The following is a 15,817-nucleotide window of genomic DNA, read 5'->3' as shown; positions in this document are numbered from 1 at the left end:
TACTTGATATTCTCCCGATAGTTAAATTGTAATGGATTCGGATGAATCAACCATGCATTTCGTTTCAGGAAGTGATAAAATCAAAATAACAAATATTTACTCTTCCAATGAAAGAAGCGATATGATGAAAAACTTGTTATCCAAAGTGTTCTCAAAAAAGGCGAAAATCCAGATTGAATTTTGCCAAAATAATCTTGACCGCTTCCTTAATGAACAAACAATTGCCGATTATGGTAAGTTCTTAGAGAATCCAAGGATTCAATATAAGGAATATGAATGTTTGAGTGAGTGTAAGCTTTGTAAGAAAACCCCCTATGCGAAAGTGAACGGCCAGATAATGAGCGGCGAAGATTCACAGGATCTTTTAAATAAGTTATATGATGAATTGAAATGATACGGGCCAAGCAAATAGCTTGATCTGTATCATTTTGACTTTCCACCTGTAATTATACAGAATACAGGTGATGAACATCTATTAAAAGGATTGCGAATTTTACCATGGAATCATTAATCTAGTCGTTACTTCCTATTTTTCACTATTTTCATACGTTTTCACTGTATAAATAGTTTAATATATGATAATTTATGGAAAAAGATAGACAGGAGGACATCCATGAAAAAAATCATTCCTACCATTGTATCAGTCGTAACACTAGGTCTCGTCACTGGATTGCCTGGCCCCTTAGCCGAAGCCGAAGAATTCACCCCTTATTATGGAAATGGTCCAAGCTACATTCAACCAGATAACCTCTCCCACCTTTTCCCTGACCCTAATGTTTCTTTCAATACCCCAGCCTTTAAACAAAACAAGATCGCCTTTACGAGCCAGGAAGAAATGTTTGATCATATCAAGTCCCTCGCCCATAAAAACAAGAACATCCAGGTCAAGACGATAGGTAAATCCACAGAAGGACGCGACATCCCGATGCTTCTTTTCAGCAAGGATTCAAAAAAACCGATTAAGGGTTCCCATAAACCATTGATTTGGATTCAAGGCCAGATCCATGGCAATGAACCCGCATCTGGTGAATCAACATTAGTCCTTGCACAATGGCTGGCTGAAGGCAAGCTTGGTGATGTCCTCGATAAAGTCAATGTTGCCATCGTTCCACGGGTCAATCCCGATGGCTCTTATTATTTCAAACGATTTACCGCAAATGACATGGATGCGAATAGGGACTACTTAAAAGTGGAATATCCTGAAGTTCAGACGATTCATCAATCAATCGATGATTATGAACCGGAAGTCATTCTGGATGTACATGAATATACAGTGAATCCCGCCCCCCTGAAAAAGGTCGGAGCAAATGGATCGATCGCTTCCTATGATTTACTCATCTCCTCAGCCAAGAATTTAAATATTCCCGAACAGCTTCGAAAAGCATCCGATCAACTGCTTTTACCCAATGTTTTTAAAACATTGGAAAAAGAAAAGCTTTCCTATCACGATTACTATACACTGGCCACTTCTGATGATGGGGTCCTTACCGCCACAGAAGGAAGCACCGAAGCCCGGATTGGCCGAAACGCCCTTGGTTTGAAAAATACAATGACCTATTTAATCGAAACAAGGGGAATCAATATCGGCCGTACCGACTTTAATCGACGTGTTTTTGCACAAGCTACAGCACAGGCAGCCTTCATCAAAACGACAGCCGAACAGGCAAGTAAAGTTAAAAAGGCCGTTAAACAGGCCGAAACGGAAATCGTGCAAAAAGGGCGAAGAGAAAATGATAACGATAAAATCGTCATCACCAGCGAAAATAAATTGGTTAAGGATCAAAAATTGACGGTAGTCGATTTAGCGAAAGCGAAAATGGTCGATGCCTCCATCGATTGGCTGGATTCAACCGATGCCTACCCTACCCTTGTCAGAGATCGTCCGACAGCCTATATCCTTCCGCCCGAATATAAAAATATCGCTGAAAAATTTCAGCTATTGGGAGTAGAAGTGAAAAAATTAAAAAAACCCATGAAGGTAGCTGTTGAAAGCTATAGGGTCAATGATATAAAAGTTTCCGCTGAACTGGAAAGCGGACATTCAACAAGGGAAGTCACGACCAACGTCACTTCAAAAACTCGGGATTTCCCAACAGGAAGCTATGTATTCGACATGGCTCAGCCTCATGCCAACTTCATCTCCCTTGCCCTCGAACCTGAAGGCATAGACAGCTACGTGACATTCAATTTCATCCCGGCTGCCAAAGGAAAAGAACTGCCGATTTACCGCTATATGCGGTCATCTTCCTTACCAGTTAAATGATGCATAGGATCTAAATGACGCTTTGGCAGCTTTCATTGCCAAAGCGTTTTTAGTTCCCCCCTCCTTTATTCATGTGGGACGATGCGCCTGACATGATTTCTTGAATGCAACGACAAGTTTTGAATATACATATAAACGGAAAATGTGTTTTTTGAGGAGGAAAGACATTGAACCAACATGTACAATCGGAAATCAATCGCCTTGTTCATCGCTTGAAACAAGACCAATCCGCTGATGGTTCGTGGAATTATCCCTTTGACACCGGGATAACAGCAGATGCCTATATGATCATATTATTGAAAATTCTAGATATGGAAGATACTCCTCTTATAGAGGCTTTAGTAAAAAGAATCGAAAGCAAGCAAACGGAAAACGGGTCATGGAAACTTTTCCAAGATGAGAAGGACGGCAATGTTACGGTTACGATCGAGGCTTACTATGGCCTTCTTTTTAGCGGACTCCGCAATAAGAATCATCCCCATATGAGGAAAGCCAAACAATTCATTCTTTCCAAGGGCGGCATCAAACAGGCCAAAATGTTAACGAAAATGATGCTTACTGTCACCGGACAATATCAATGGCCGCGCCTATTCCCCATTCCTCTCGAAGTGGTCTTACTGCCTCCGACCTTTTTCGTCAGCATTTATGATCTTTCCGTATATGGGCGGGTCAACATGATTCCATTGCTATTGCTTGGCCATAAAAAGTTTCAGATCACGACCCCGGACACGCCAAGTTTAAAAGATTTATTTCAAACAAGGGAGGACAGTTCCGAAGAGCAAGTGTGGGAAGAATACCGTACCGAAGAATATCGTTCCTTCTTCTCCAAACTTCAAACAGGCGTCAAAACCTTGATTGGATATCCGGATTATTTGCATTCCTTGGCCCTGGATTCAACGAAAAGGTTCATGCTCGACAGGCTGGAACCAGACGGGACACTGTACAATTATTTCGGCTCCACCTTTTTCATGATCTTTGCCCTCCTTTCAATTGGATATTCGAAAAGAGATCCAGTGATTCTAAAGGCCATTGCCGGTCTGAAGGGGATGGCCTGCTCCATTGAGGGACATACACATATCCAGTTCACGACGCCCCATGTTTGGAATACCTCCTTAATAAGCTACGCCCTTCAAGAAGCGGGAATGCCTTTCAAAGACAAAGCGGTCAAGGCGGCCAATCAGTACTTGTTGTCACGCCAGCATTATATGTATGGAGATTGGCTGATTCATAATCCTGACGCAATTCCTGGCGGCTGGGGGTTCTCGGATTTGAATACCATGAATCCGGATGTCGATGATACGACCGCCTCACTGCGGGCGCTGGCTAAGCAATTGCAAGCGAAACCGGATAATCGGGACAGCTGGCAGCGCGGTGTCGCCTTCACGATCTCCATGCAAAATGATGACGGTGGATTTCCAGCCTTCGAACGGAATAACGACCATAAATGGCTGCAGCTTCTTCCTATAGAGGGTTCTAAATATCTCCTGACTGACCCTTCCACCGCTGATCTGACAGGAAGGACGCTGGAATTCCTGGGGAACTATACAAATATGAAAAAGCCGGAAGAAGTCAGTAAAAGAGCGGTGGATTGGCTTTTGGAAGACCAGAAGCGTGATGGCTCCTGGTATGGGCGCTGGGGCATCTGCTATCTATATGGCACATGGTCTGCACTGACCGGAATGAAGGCAGCAGGGCAAGCTACTGGACATCCATCCATCCAAAAAGCCTTAACTTGGTTGAAGAAAATTCAAAATGAAGATGGCGGCTGGGGTGAATCTTGTTACAGTGATATCAAGCAACGATATATCCCCCTCGGAACTAGCACACTGACACATACAGCCTGGGCTGTGGATGCGTTGATATCGGCATCAGAAAAGCCGACAGCAGAGATTGAAAAAGGCATTGCCTATCTCATCCGTGCAGGTCAACAAGAAAGCTGGACCAATGATTATCCTGCAGGCCAGGGAATGGCAGATTTTTTGTATATCCATTATCATAGCTATCGTTATATTTATCCCCTTTTAGCCTTAAGTCATTACAATAAAAAATTCCTGGAGACTTAATCGCCAGTGTTTTTTTCATATTAAAGGTGAATATGTGGATTACCTGTGGAAAAGTAGTGAATAACACCGGGAAGTTATCCACAATCCGAGGTTATCCACATTCATTTATCCGTAAAAGTGGCAAAAGCAAGGATTTTCCCATCAAATTTGTTGATTCATTCATTTCTGCTATGTAAAAATGACTTGTTTATACAGGTTTTGTGGATAGTTTGGGGATGATTACGATTATGTGAAAACTTTATCCAGTTTATCACTATAAAATTCTATCGCCTTAGCATAAGATTGTATTTCTCGATCCCTCGACGTTTCGGCAATGATCTTCAAAAGAGATTCCATCGCAAGATCATGTTGGCCCAAATTATAAAATGCCATGGCCCTGAATACCAATAAAGCCTTATCCCCAGGAAACTTCGCCAGCCCGGATTCCAATGTCCGTCTTGATTTTTCATATTCCCCTATGGTGCGATATGTGCTCCCCAACCCGAGGTAGGCCCCTTTTGCATCGTCCTCCGGCAAACCTAATTCGAGTGCCGCTTCATAATAGGGCACCGCCTTTACCTCAAGTCCGAGAATATCCAAACTCCAGGCACACTGATACTGTATGACTGCATCGCCAGGGTTTTGCTTTGCCAGATCCATCAATAAACGATTGGATTTTTCGAATTCTTTCTTTTCCCTTAAGTACAGGGCCCTTTCCAAATTTCCCATAAACATTCCTCCATTGTATATGATTCCTTAATGCCCCTATTCACGATTCTTCTTTTCAATTCCATCTTATATATATAAACAGCCCATCTTTCAACAATGCTGAAGCCAGGAACTAATATGATCGTTAAGGATGCGGAAGCTTCACTTCCCCACTGGCTTGGCAAATAAAAAAAGGATCTGCCACCCGGCAAATCCTTTCATATACTTCAATCTCCTTATATCATGGATTACTATCGACATGACATATGATTAATCATCCAATTGGTTTTTCAATACTTTTCCCGTGGTGGCATCCACCACTACATCATATTCCTTTAGTCCTTGTTTTATTTCCAGCTCATACACAAGGGTGCCATTCTCTGAATCCAGCTCCATATCCGTTACTTGACCATCCACCGCTTTCAAGGCAATCTTTTCAGCTTGATCACTGCTGACTTTTGCAGTTTCCACGGCTTGTTGTGTGCTCATATCCTCATCATCACCGTCTTCCATCTCCTGAGAAAGAATCTCTCCTTTTTCAGCATCAACGTCAACGTCCTGATAGCCTTCTTTCGTTTTTACGGTCATCTCATAGGTCATCGGCTGGTCCCAATCCTTTTCAAATTGAGTAACTTCCCCGCCTAGTTTTTCTGAAATCATTTTGACAGCCTCATCCTCGGATAGGTTCCCCTTATTGACTGCATATACCGCCGTTCCAGCAGCACCGCCGAAAAGCAATACAGACGCTATGGACACTGTCATGATTACCTTTTTCCTTTGAATGATACCTTCTTTAATCGTACTCCACTGTTTTTTCATGAATGATTCCTCCTTTAAGTTGTTACCTTTATAATAAGCACCCTTCATGAAATGAACATGAGCGTTAGATTAGAATTTGATGAGAAAGAGTAAGAGTCACCAGCGTTCCCTCTCCCACCTCGCTTTGAATCTCCAATTTACCGTCGAATGACTCTACAAGCGTCCGGGCGATGGATAGCCCGAGTCCATTGCCTCCCGTTTTCCTTGCCCTTGAAGAATCAACGCGATAAAAACGGTCAAATACATGTGGGAGATGTTCTGATGATATCCCTCCGCCGTGATCTTTCACACCGATGACAATTTCATTATCCTGCCGTTTTATCATGATCTGTATACTTGATTCACTATATTTCATTGCATTGTCCAATAGGATGACAATTACCTGTTCAAGCTTACTGGAAATGGTCATTGCATAGATTTCCTTAAACTCTGACTCTATCGTTATTTCACGATTTCCCGTCCTTCTGAATGTTTGGGCAATCCCTTCACAAAACGAAATGAGTTCTATTTTCCCTTCCACATCTTCTGAAGGTTCCGTTTGGGAAGCTGACTGCAGAAGATGTTCCGTCAGCTTTTTCATCCGGACGGCTTCATGATGGATTGCCTCCACTGCCTCTTCCTGAATAGCCTGATCCTTCATTCCCCAGCGTTTCAATAGAGAGGAGTAACTTTCGATTACCGTAATCGGTGTTTTCAATTCATGTGAGGCATCTGAAAGGAATTGCTGCTGTTGGTTATAATTCCGCTCCAGCCTTTCCATCATCCTGTTGAATGCCGCTCCCATCACCTGCAGCTCGTCCTTTGATTGATCCGATAGCGGTATCCGTTTGAATTCCCCGCTTTTCTCAATATCCTTCATCGTTCCGCTCATGACCGATATCGGTTTGAGGATCAGGTTGGCCAGCCACTTACCGGCAAGAATCGATAACAGAATGACAAAAAGGGATGCACCGCCCAAAACGAGGGCAAGCGTCGATAAATTATCAAGGAGGGTATCCTGCGGCTGTGTGACCTCGATCATCCCCAGTTTCTTCCCCTCATCAGGATAAGGATAACGGTAGGTCAATACATATTCACCGTCAGCTTTGGCAAAATCATATCCTTTCTCGTTAATGGATTTAACCGCAAGCCCCTTGAGGTCCTCTTCATCCGTAAATGATTTTACCAGCCTTCCATCCGTGTCGAATATCCGCACCATTCCATCGTCCGGGATATACGGCTCCATTAAATCGGAATCACCGGAAATCAAATCTTTCGTCAGGATATTTTCTTCGATTAATGAAGCTTGATCTTCAAGCAGATCCCGTTCCCTCTCTAACGATATCCAAAGGAAGGCGATTAAAACGATGATACTCAACAATATGAGCATGACGCTTAAAAAAAGACTGGAATACGATTGGATTTTCGTCCGAATCTTCATACTGGCTCCTTCAGGCTGTAACCAACCCCGCGGTAAGTATGGATGAGCTGCTGCTCAAAGGGATAATCTATCTTTTTGCGCAAATAACGGATATACACATCAACCACATTCGTATCCCCTGCAAAGTCATATCCCCATACATGTGTCAGGATTTGCTCCCTTGAAAGCACTTGATTTTTATTTTGCAAAAGATAAACCAGCAAATCGAACTCGCGTGAAGTCAGCTCAATCCTATTGCCTTGCCTGTGAATGTCCCTAGTACCAAGGTTCAGCTTCAGATCATGGAGCTTTAATTCATCCGCTTCCCCTACTGATTGGCTCTCCCTTACATTGGTACGAAAACAAGCACGGATCCGTGCCAGCAGCTCTTCAATTTCAAACGGCTTCGTTACATAATCATTCGCGCCATGGTCCAGGCCGTTCACCTTGTCTGGCACAGCATCCCTTGCGGTCAGAAGGATGACCGGTGTCGATCCATTCTTTTTTCGGTAACGCCTTAGTACTTCTATGCCATTCAACTCGGGCAGCATCACATCCAATAAGATTAAATCCCACTCTTCGGCTTCTGCCCTTTCCAGACCTGCCTTTCCCGTAAAAGCCGATTCTGTTTGATAACCCTCATGATTAAGTTCCAGCTGAAGGACCCTCGCTATTTTTTCTTCATCTTCTATTATTAAAATTCTCTTATTCATGATCATCACCACCTAACCCTTAGTGTACTGAAGAAATATGAAAATATCATGAGAAATTGACCCCTCCGCATAAAATAATGATTTTAATTTTTGTACCTTTAAAAGGACAATAAAAAGAACCGGATGTGAAAACACACCCGATCCATATCATTCACCGTTCCAATGCTGGCCAATGAATTCATCGCGTCCCGATTTCGCACGGTCCGCTTTATAATCATCTTTGTTTTTTTTATGATAGCCTTGATGGTATTCTTCGGCAGGGTAAAAGGTTTGGGCCGGAAGGATTTCCGTTACGATTGGTTTCTGGAACTTCCCGCTGGCCGCTACCTTTTCTTTCGCTTCAAGGGCCAGTTTTTCTTGAGCTTCATCATGATAGAAGATGGCCGTCCGATATTGGCTTCCTCTGTCATGGAATTGACCGCCATCGTCGGTTGGATCGATTTGCTGCCAATATAGTTCCAGCAATCTTTCATAAGGAAATAACTGAGGATCGAAAGTGATTTCCACGACTTCATAATGCCCAGTAGTTCCCTTCTTCACTTCCTCGTAAGTCGGGTTTTCAACATGTCCTCCCGTATAACCGGATACGATTCCCCCAATCCCCGGTTGTTCTTCAAATGGTGTCACCATGCACCAGAAACAGCCTCCAGCAAATGTAGCCTTTTGCATAATGGTCATCCTCTTTCCTTATGTAATAGAAATTAATATACCATATTTCAATCCTGACACTGTGCTTTTTTGATTTGCGAAGCCTCCAGGGATTTACGCTTTGTTCAATCTTTTGACCAGCCCTTTTCCTTGAATCTTACGATCGCTTCTACGCGGTTGCTTACATCCAATTTATCAAGGATGACTGATATATAATTACGGACCGTTCCATTGGTCAGATAAAGCTGGCTTGCTATTTCCTTTGTGGTCTTACCATCTGCGATCAATTTGAGCACCTGGCTCTCTCTTTCAGTCAAAGGGTTTTCTTCTTCGAAAGCCATATCCACCAGCTCGGGAGCATAAATGCGCCGCCCATCCATGATGACACGGATCGAGTTCGCCAGTTCCTCACTAGGGCTATCCTTGAGAAGATATCCGCCTACCTCGGCCTTTCTTGCTCTTTCAAAATACCCAGGACGTGCAAAGGTGGTCAAAATGATGACTTTGCATTGGTGGCCCTGATCCTTGATCTCCTCCGCTACATCGAGCCCGGTTTTAACTGGCATTTCAATATCGGTTATGCAGATATCCGGCTTTAATTGATTGACGAGATTCATTGCTTCTTCCCCATTGCTCGCTTTTCCGACAACTTCCATGTCACTTTCCAAATCAAGGATGGAACCTAGTGCGCCAAGCAGCATCCGCTGATCTTCGGCAATTACGATTCGAATCAAGGTTAATCCCACCTATCCATTATTTTTTATAGCATTCGGAACCCTTATATACAGTGTCGTTCCATCTGTTGATCTAATATCCAGGCTGCCATTAACGAATTCGAGCCTTTCTTTCATTCCTTGAAGTCCATTTCCTTTAATATACTCTGATCGATGTGAAAGTCCCACTCCATTATCCTGTACTGTGATCGTCACCCCTGTTTGTAATTCTTCGATGACGATATTACAGCAGTCCGCACCGCTATGCTTGACGATATTGGTCACAGCTTCCTTTAAGCACATGCTCAAAACCGTTTCAACAAGCAATGGAGTATCTCGCAATTCCGTGGTGCCTTCCAAATTGAATTCTATCTCTGCCGCTTTCAATATTTGCTTGACCCGGATGATTTCATCGCTTAGCTTCGCCCCACGCATTTCCGACACCATTTCACGTACTTCCTTGAGTGCCGTCCTCGCCGTTTGACGGATATCCTTGATTTCCTTCTTGGCCGTCTCCGGATTCAAATCGATCAATTTCCCTGCAAGGTCACTTTTCAAGCCAATCAAGGACAGCTTTTGTCCAAGTGTATCATGTAGGTCACGGGCAATCCGCTGACGTTCTTCCATTTTGCCAAGCTCTGATATTCGTTTATGGGCGTCCTCCAATTGTTCTTCCAGCATACCCCGTTTGTTCCGATTATACGTGTTGAAAGGGAGAAGGATCACGCCTACCACACAAATGAGCATAAAGGGAAATTGCGAAAAGAAGGTAGGGTCTTTCATGATGAAGCCAATATTGACAGACACGATGGTAGCCAATAGCTGGATTGAATATAATACGAAAAAGCCAACCTTATTTTGAACATTCCCAATAAAGAATGCCAAAAAGAGTGAAAAGTAAATGTAGCTGAAAAATATGGTCATCGATATGGAAATGATTATTTGTATCGCCGTCCATACGTATACGGGCCATCCCTTCGAAACGAATGAGAGACCATATGATATGAAAAACAAAATGATCATGACGATTCCAAAGACTATCTCCAACATCGAAGAGGATTTGAAGATGAAATAAAAAGGAAGGATACAAAAAATGATCCAGACATAAGGGCTCAGCCCTGTGTTTTTCGGAAAGATATGATACCAACTTTGCATGGCGCCGCCTCTATTTCTTTTTACCCTAGTATATACTAAGGAGTTTCATCAAAAAACCATCCAATGGGAATCGAATGGTTTTTTGATGAACTATTTATTTTTCTTGCAGACTTGGACGTTTATTATTGATTTCCACCTTAGACTTTGTTTCATTTAGACGTTCCTTAATCTCTTTAAAGCTTACAAACGTCTTGTTTTCTCCATCATAAAGGCGAAAGCGAAGCGATTTTAAACTTGAACTAAGGGTGATTGTCGTTGCCTGCTGCAATGGCAGGGTGGAATCATGGACTTTTTCCAAATTATAGTTTGGCACTCTTGGACTAAGGTGATGCACGTGGTGGAAACCGATATTACCGGTTACCCATTGCAAAACCTTTGGAAGTTTATAATAAGAACTTCCATCAATGGCAGCCTTCACGTAATCCCATTCAGATTCCTCTTCGAAATAAGAATCTTCGAACTGATGCTGTACATAAAACAGCCAGATGCCCAGTGATCCCGTTACAAAAAGCATCGGTACCTGAATCATCAGGAATGCCTGCCATCCGATAGCCAAGCATAAAAGACCATAAATTGCCACGATTGCAGCATTTGTCAAATACGTATTCATCCGTTCTTTCTTTTTAGCGCCCTTTTTATTCAGACGGTTCGATACAAGAAATAGATAAAATGGACCCAATCCAAACATGACGATCGGATTTCTATATAAACGGTAAGCAAGACGCCCCCAGAATGAAGCGGCGATATATTCATCAACGGTCATGATCCAAATATCCCCTGTACCGCGTTTGTTTAAATTACTGCTTGTTGCATGATGTATGGAGTGGCTATGCTTCCATTGCTCATACGGAAATAATGTAACGATCCCACTGATTGTACCCAGGACGCTATTCGCTTTCCTGCTTTTGAAAAACGATTGATGGCAGCAATCATGGAAAATGATGAAAATCCTGACTACGAATCCTGAAGCAAGAACGGCCAATGCAAGTGTCAGCCAGTATGAAATGGTTAAGCTTTGATAAGCTAAATACCATAACAGGAAAAATGGCGGAAATGTATTTATGAGCTGTTTCACGCTTGATTTAGTATTGGATTTTTCAAAAGGGGCAATATCTTTTCTCAATTGTTTTTGATTATGGTTACTCATGGTTTCCTCCTCTTAAAATATATGGAGTGTTTGAATGCATTAATTCGAAAAACGATGTCGGCATCTCTGCTTTAAGTATAAGATTAATAATCGACTTTCTATAGTCATAAACGTCAAATCCCTGCCATGACACTTGTCATATACTTGTCTGCATCAAAACTTTTCACACGTATTTTTTCCTCATTCATCATTTTTAAACTTCAAAAAACGTGAATTTCCCATCAATCCGATTCCAAGAAATCGCCTGCATTTATGCGATCAAGTAAAAAAAGATCCGCCTTTGGCGAACCCATTATATCTTGATGGCATAAACCCGTTCAGGTCGTCCTACCGTGCCATATGTTAAATCGGCATCAATTTTTTCCTCTGACATCAAGTGCTCCAGATACCGCCTTGCCGTTGTCCTGCTCACCCCGATTTCCTTCGCCACTATTTCCGCAGTTAACCCCGGGGAAGATTTCCCCAACACAACCATCACCTTCTCCAAAGTCATCCGATCGATTCCTTTTGGCAGTGAAGTTTGTTCCCTCTCTTTTTCTTTCATTTCCTTTCGCAAAAGCTTGTCCACCTGTTGCTGCGTTACGGGAAAATTGCCCTTTTCCAATTCAGACAGTTTAATGTGATACTCTTGATACCGGCGTAAGGACTGCTTGAAACGTTCAAATGCGACAGGCTTGATTATATAATCAAATATGCCAATCTTGATGGCTTCCTGGACTTTTTCGATTTCTTTAGCCGCCGTTATCATGATGACATCCATTTGTTTGCTTTGCTGCTTGATTTCTTTCAGGATATCGAGCCCATTCATATCCGGAAAATACATATCGAGCAGCAATAGATCCGGCTGCATGATTTCAATGAAGCTTTTAGCCTCGTCATAGCTTGATGCGATCCCGATCGTTTGAAACCCCTCAAGCTTTTCGATGAATAGCTTTTGTATCTCGGCAATCCGCAGGTCATCCTCGACGATCAGAACTTCTATAGCGCGATGGGCCATCATTTCATCCCCCTCTGTTTTTTGGTATAGCTACGGTAAAGATCGTATATTCCCCTTCTTTCGTCGAAAAAGTGATATATCCCCCTAAACCATCAATTGCTTCCTGAACAAGGCTCAAACCTATACCTGAATTGGTTTGATGGCTTTTCGTCGTAAAACCGTCCTGGAAAATCATTTCGGTAACCTCTGAGCTCATCCCTTTTCCATTATCTTCAACCTCTATGATCACCTCTTTACCCAAGTCGGTGACGAACAACGATACCCTTTTTTCCTCCCTTTCGTTTTCCCGTACAGCTTCGAAGGCATTATTGATGAGATTGCCGATGATCGTCACTAATAAATCCCGATCTATTTCGGACGGAATATCTTTAAAACTGCTTTCTCTATCGATGGTGAAATCAATTTTCAGCTCGCTGGCTAAACTTACCTTCCCTAAAATGAACCCCGCAATGATCGGATCGGGCACTTCCTTCATCAGAAAGTGAAGGAAGCCCTGGGTGACATCGACTTCCTTCGATATGAAATCCATTGCTTCTTTATATGAACCAAGTTGAATCAAGCCCAGCAGTGTATAAAGCCGATTGGAATATTCATGTGTTTGGGCCCTCAGCCCTTCTGCATACGCCTTTACATGTGACAGTTCTTGAAGGAGATTGGATAGCTCCGATTTATTTCTCAAACTTGCAACGGCACCGATGATTTCCCCCTGTCCATTCAAAATGGGGATCCGGCTTGCCAAAAAAACTTCACCGTCAATCATGAATTCCTGGTCATATTCGGCCCGTGCCGTGCTTACTACATCAAGCAAATGTGTATGCGTTATGACTTCTTCGATTTTTTGTCCGCGAAGCATGACGCCTTTCGGAATATGAAGGATTTTATGCGCCGTTTCATTGACGACCGTGATTTTCCCATGAACATCAATGGCAATGATGCCTTCATGAATGGATTCCAAAATGGCATGCTTCTCTTGAAACATCCAGGCGATCTCTTTCGGCTCCAGACCCAGTATCGCCTTTTTTATATTGAATGAAATGAAAAAGGCCACCAACAAACCGCCGATTAATATAAAAGAGATGATCAAGACGATCTTTCTTTTTGTATACTGGACACTTCTTTTTCAATATCATCCTGTAGGTAGCCAACGGAGACGACACCAATGACCTTTTCATTAGCGATTATCGGGGATTTCCCCCTTATGGAAGGTCCCAATGTGCCAGTGGACTCCGTGATGATGGATTTCCCATCCCAAACCTCGCCGTTATCTCCCCCAACCATTTTCTTTCCGATCAAGTCGGGATTTGGATGGGACAGCCGTGTTTCATTCTCATCTCCTATTACTATGAATTCCGCATCGATCTGCCTGCGAATTCTTTCCGCGATGGGCTGGATGATTACAGAAGGATGATCCGTTCGAAAAGCTTGTTTAATTTCAGGCAGCAAAGAAATGGTCTGGGCAACCGACAATGCTTTTTCCCCTGTTTCCTGCTTCAGGTTATTTTCCAGGATATTTATGAAAATAACTTCAAAGATTCCACCCATTAAGATGATTAACGTACAGATGCCCAGCATCAACTTGGTGTGTAAACGCATTCAATCACCTCTACTTACATCATATAAAAAATAACCCCTTTAAAAAAGGGGTTATTTCGCAACATTCGGAAAATATTGATTAACCTTCAATATTGATGACAACATCCTTCCCTCTCTTCTTAAGTAAAACCGGAATGAGCAGCCATAATACCGTTACGATCAGGAAGGTCAGCGAAAGCGGCCGAGTGAAAAACAAACTGTAATCCCCATCGGATATCGTCAGTGCCCTGCGCATATTGTTTTCTATCATCGGCCCTAAAACCAGGCCTAATACCAACGGGGCGATTGGATAATCATTTTTACTTAAGAAGTATCCCAAGACCCCGCACCCTAGTAATAGCAATAAATCATAAGTCGATACTTGTACCGCATAAACACCAAAAATGGAAATCGCGATAATGATCGGAATCAAATATTTCTTTGGCGTTTCAATGATTTTCGCAAACACCTTAACGAGCGGGAGATTAAGGATGAGGAGCATCAGATTCCCGATGAACATACTGGCGATAAGTCCCCAAGCCACCTGGGGATGGTCCTCGAATAATAATGGACCTGGCTGAACATTGTACATCATGAGCGCACCCATTAAAATCGCCGTCGTACCGGAACCCGGAATTCCCAGCGTCAATAATGGTATCATCGCTCCGCCAGAAGCCGCGTTATTGGCCGTTTCAGGACCAGCCACGCCAGCGATCGCCCCTGTACCGAATCTCCCAGGTTTTTTTGAAATCCGTTTTTCCATAAGGTATGAGAAGAAGGAAGCAAGAGTGGCCCCTGCACCCGGCAGGATCCCTACAAAGAAACCTAAGAGCGATCCCCTCGCAATCGGCCCCGCAGATTCCTTGAATTCTTCTTTGGAAGGAATCAAATTATTGATCTTTGCAATTTCCCCATCATCCTCGTCCTTTTCCAAGATTGTCTTGAATACTTCCCCAAGTGCGAATAGACCAACAGCGATCGTCAGGAATTCGACCCCTTGATACAGCCAAGGAATATCGAATGTAAAACGGGCGATCCCGGAAACATTATCAATGCCTATCGTCCCGATCAACAAACCGCAAACCGTCATGATCAGTGCCTTGGTTACGGATTTTCCCGCAAGGCCGCTGACTGCCGCCAACCCTAGAAGCATGAGTGAAAAATACTCCGCCGGACCGAATTTAATGGCAATCGTCGATAATGGCTGAGCCAAGGCAATCATGGCGATAAGGGTGACGATCCCTCCGACGAAGGAACCGATTGCCGAAATGGATAAAGCACTCCCGGCTCTTCCCTTCTTGGCCATTTGGTAGCCATCCAATGTGGTGACGACAGAAGAAGATTCGCCAGGTGTATTCAATAGGATTGAAGTTGTCGATCCTCCATACATCGCTCCATAATAAACACCTGCAAGTAAAATGATGGCGCTTGTTGCCGCTTGCTCTGGAGGAAGTCCACCGGTAATCGAAGCGGTTACCGGAATTAAAAGAGCCACACCGCTCATCGGCCCGATCCCCGGCAAAACGCCGACCGCCGTACCGATCATTACTCCGACAAATGCAAATAGTATGTTATACCAAGTTAGTGCCGTTTCAAATCCATGCATTAAATAATCAAAAGTGCCCACTTCACATCCCCCTT

Annotated in this window: 15 protein-coding genes; 3 read left to right on the top strand and 12 right to left on the bottom strand. The window is 43.2% G+C overall.

The window, feature by feature from the left end; translation table 11 throughout:
* Positions 1-52 precede the first annotated feature (52 nt).
* From ACZ9AO_RS15240 to shc, 3 genes are all read left to right on the top strand, one after another.
* The gene (locus tag ACZ9AO_RS15240; protein ID WP_226990537.1) at positions 53-394 is read left to right on the top strand and encodes a DUF1450 domain-containing protein; all 342 of its coding nucleotides are present in this window, start codon (positions 53-55) and stop codon (positions 392-394) included.
* A gap of 219 nt (positions 395-613) precedes the next feature.
* Positions 614-2,263 (top strand): M14 family metallopeptidase, encoded by a 1,650-nt coding sequence (locus tag ACZ9AO_RS15235; RefSeq protein WP_476109383.1) that lies wholly within the window; start codon positions 614-616, stop codon positions 2,261-2,263.
* A gap of 167 nt (positions 2,264-2,430) precedes the next feature.
* Entirely contained in the window at positions 2,431-4,326 is a 1,896-nt protein-coding gene (shc, locus tag ACZ9AO_RS15230) for a squalene--hopene cyclase (protein ID WP_048688130.1), read from the top strand.
* A 225-nt stretch (positions 4,327-4,551) separates the two neighbouring features.
* On the opposite strand, the gene ACZ9AO_RS15225 is transcribed toward shc, so the two are convergent.
* The 12 genes from ACZ9AO_RS15225 to ACZ9AO_RS15170 all read right to left on the bottom strand — a co-directional run bounded on the left by ACZ9AO_RS15225 (position 4,552) and on the right by ACZ9AO_RS15170 (position 15,803).
* Positions 4,552-5,034, bottom strand: coding sequence for a tetratricopeptide repeat protein (locus ACZ9AO_RS15225; protein ID WP_251540467.1), 483 nt, complete (start codon positions 5,032-5,034; stop codon positions 4,552-4,554).
* Positions 5,035-5,283: 249 nt separating this feature from the next.
* Positions 5,284-5,832: a PepSY domain-containing protein gene (locus tag ACZ9AO_RS15220; protein ID WP_048688116.1), complete on the bottom strand. Its 549-nt coding sequence runs from the start codon at positions 5,830-5,832 to the stop codon at positions 5,284-5,286.
* Between the two features lie 64 nt (positions 5,833-5,896).
* Positions 5,897-7,252, bottom strand: coding sequence for a sensor histidine kinase (locus tag ACZ9AO_RS15215; protein ID WP_476109382.1), 1,356 nt, complete (start codon positions 7,250-7,252; stop codon positions 5,897-5,899).
* Positions 7,249-7,944 (bottom strand): response regulator transcription factor, encoded by a 696-nt coding sequence (locus ACZ9AO_RS15210; protein ID WP_476109381.1) that lies wholly within the window; start codon positions 7,942-7,944, stop codon positions 7,249-7,251. The genes ACZ9AO_RS15215 and ACZ9AO_RS15210 overlap by 4 nt, the downstream gene beginning before the upstream one ends.
* A gap of 147 nt (positions 7,945-8,091) precedes the next feature.
* A complete protein-coding gene (msrA, locus tag ACZ9AO_RS15205; RefSeq protein WP_251540472.1) occupies positions 8,092-8,613 on the bottom strand; it encodes a peptide-methionine (S)-S-oxide reductase MsrA in 522 nt (173 codons plus the stop codon).
* 104 nt (positions 8,614-8,717) lie between these two features.
* Positions 8,718-9,326, bottom strand: coding sequence for a response regulator transcription factor (locus ACZ9AO_RS15200; protein WP_034310044.1), 609 nt, complete (start codon positions 9,324-9,326; stop codon positions 8,718-8,720).
* A gap of 12 nt (positions 9,327-9,338) precedes the next feature.
* Complete coding sequence (locus tag ACZ9AO_RS15195; protein WP_048688106.1) at positions 9,339-10,460, bottom strand: sensor histidine kinase; 1,122 nt, start codon at positions 10,458-10,460, stop codon at positions 9,339-9,341.
* A 94-nt stretch (positions 10,461-10,554) separates the two neighbouring features.
* Entirely contained in the window at positions 10,555-11,607 is a 1,053-nt protein-coding gene (desA, locus tag ACZ9AO_RS15190; RefSeq protein WP_476109380.1) for a Delta(5) desaturase DesA, read from the bottom strand.
* Between the two features lie 292 nt (positions 11,608-11,899).
* Positions 11,900-12,607, bottom strand: a complete 708-nt coding sequence (locus tag ACZ9AO_RS15185; RefSeq protein WP_082196624.1) for a response regulator — start codon at positions 12,605-12,607, stop codon at positions 11,900-11,902.
* A 1-nt stretch (position 12,608) separates the two neighbouring features.
* Complete coding sequence (locus tag ACZ9AO_RS15180) at positions 12,609-13,688, bottom strand: sensor histidine kinase (protein WP_476109379.1); 1,080 nt, start codon at positions 13,686-13,688, stop codon at positions 12,609-12,611.
* Positions 13,685-14,197, bottom strand: coding sequence for a hypothetical protein (locus ACZ9AO_RS15175; RefSeq protein WP_476109378.1), 513 nt, complete (start codon positions 14,195-14,197; stop codon positions 13,685-13,687). The genes ACZ9AO_RS15180 and ACZ9AO_RS15175 overlap by 4 nt, the downstream gene beginning before the upstream one ends.
* Before the next feature lie 79 nt (positions 14,198-14,276).
* A complete protein-coding gene (locus ACZ9AO_RS15170; RefSeq protein WP_476109377.1) occupies positions 14,277-15,803 on the bottom strand; it encodes a tripartite tricarboxylate transporter permease in 1,527 nt (508 codons plus the stop codon).
* Positions 15,804-15,817 lie beyond the last annotated feature (14 nt).

It is taken from the genome of Peribacillus sp. TE19612, assembly GCF_056279465.1.
Note: the sequence above shows the minus strand (reverse complement) of the source record. Positions and strands in the feature narration are given on the sequence as shown.

Bases quoted from the DNA above. Each gene is read 5' to 3' on its own strand.
- ACZ9AO_RS15240 (WP_226990537.1), top strand. From the start codon at position 53: ATGCATTTCGTTTCAGGAAGTGATAAAATCAAAATAACAAATATTTAC.
- ACZ9AO_RS15235 (WP_476109383.1), top strand. From the start codon at position 614: ATGAAAAAAATCATTCCTACCATTGTATCAGTCGTAACACTAGGTCTC.
- ACZ9AO_RS15225 (WP_251540467.1), bottom strand. From the start codon at position 5,034: ATGGGAAATTTGGAAAGGGCCCTGTACTTAAGGGAAAAGAAAGAATTC.
- ACZ9AO_RS15220 (WP_048688116.1), bottom strand. From the start codon at position 5,832: ATGAAAAAACAGTGGAGTACGATTAAAGAAGGTATCATTCAAAGGAAA.
- ACZ9AO_RS15215 (WP_476109382.1), bottom strand. From the start codon at position 7,252: ATGAAGATTCGGACGAAAATCCAATCGTATTCCAGTCTTTTTTTAAGC.
- ACZ9AO_RS15210 (WP_476109381.1), bottom strand. From the start codon at position 7,944: ATGAATAAGAGAATTTTAATAATAGAAGATGAAGAAAAAATAGCGAGG.
- msrA (WP_251540472.1), bottom strand. From the start codon at position 8,613: ATGCAAAAGGCTACATTTGCTGGAGGCTGTTTCTGGTGCATGGTGACA.
- ACZ9AO_RS15195 (WP_048688106.1), bottom strand. From the start codon at position 10,460: ATGCAAAGTTGGTATCATATCTTTCCGAAAAACACAGGGCTGAGCCCT.
- desA (WP_476109380.1), bottom strand. From the start codon at position 11,607: ATGAGTAACCATAATCAAAAACAATTGAGAAAAGATATTGCCCCTTTT.
- ACZ9AO_RS15185 (WP_082196624.1), bottom strand. From the start codon at position 12,607: ATGATGGCCCATCGCGCTATAGAAGTTCTGATCGTCGAGGATGACCTG.
- ACZ9AO_RS15175 (WP_476109378.1), bottom strand. From the start codon at position 14,197: ATGCGTTTACACACCAAGTTGATGCTGGGCATCTGTACGTTAATCATC.